Raw genomic sequence first — 1,174 nt, forward strand, 5'->3', positions numbered from 1 at the left:
ATCGGGATAGGGGCGGTCAGGTATTCTGACCGATCCCCTCCCACACCACCCGGCATGCGGGTCCGCACCGGGCGGTTCGAGCAGTTGAGGTCATGAGAGCCGAGGTACGCCGAGCCGGTCGAAGTAGGCAATGGGCATCGCACGGTTCAGCGCTTGACGGCTGTTGTGCCACCAACGCCGGCTGTTTGCGGCCACCTTGCGGGCGTCCGTCTCCGAGGCGCCCATTGCTTTCAACTCCCGGTACATCGTCGTGCCCCGACGCCAGTGCTTGAGCTGCGTTGCACGCAGCCGGTGACGAATCCACTCGTCGAGTTCGCGGAACACCTTGGGTGTCTGCGCAAGCTGGAAGTACGCCTTCCAGCCCGGCATGTAAGTCCGCAGTCGTTCGGCAAGCTCCGGCAGGCTGCGCCCACCCGAGCGACGCGTCATTTCCCGAATGCGTTGCTTGAAGGCCTCTTTGGCCTTGGCGGCAACCTTACACTTGACCTGACCGCCTGGGCCGTGCCAGAAGGCGTAGCCCAGAAACTTGCGGTTCGAGGCCGGTGCAACAGCCGTCTTGGCGTCATTGACCTTCAGGTGGAGTCGGTCGTAGAGCCTTCGCAGCCCTTCCAGCACCCGCTCACCTGCACGACGACTGCGCACGTACACGTTGCAATCATCGGCGTAGCGCACGAAGCGGTGGCCACCGCGCTCCAGCGCCCGATCCACCTCGTCGAGCAGCACATTGGCCAACAGCGGCGACAGCGGTCCGCCTTGCGGCGTACCCTCGTACCGCTGCACGACCACCCCGCCATCCATGATCCCGGCTGCCAGGTAACGACGGATCAGCCGCAGTACGGCCTTGTCCGTGATACGCCTTGATAGCCGTTCCATCAGGATGTCGTGATTGACCCGGTCGAAGAACTGCTCCAAGTCCACATCGACCACCACCCGGTAACCGTCCTGCACGTGGCGCTGTGCCTCGAGCACCGCGTCGTGCGCACGGCGTCCCGGACGAAAGCCGTAGCTGTGTTCGGAGAACGTCGGATCAATGATGGGCTGCAACGATTGCAGCAGGGCTTGCTGGATCAGCCGATCCGTCACCGTCGGAATCCCCAGTTCGCGCACCCCACCACCGGATTTCGGGATCTGGACGCGCCGCACGGCGTGGGGCCGATAACTGCCATCCAGTAAG

1 protein-coding gene is annotated in these 1,174 nt (G+C 64.0%); it reads right to left on the bottom strand.

Translation table 11 applies throughout. The features are described from left to right. Positions 1-90: 90 nt before the first annotated feature. The coding region (gene ltrA / locus I8J34_RS24070) for a group II intron reverse transcriptase/maturase (RefSeq protein WP_230411994.1) at positions 91-1,174 on the bottom strand (1,084 nt) is incomplete at its 5' end.

It is taken from the genome of Denitromonas iodatirespirans (assembly GCF_018524365.1).
GTDB lineage: Bacteria > Pseudomonadota > Gammaproteobacteria > Burkholderiales > Rhodocyclaceae > Nitrogeniibacter > Nitrogeniibacter iodatirespirans.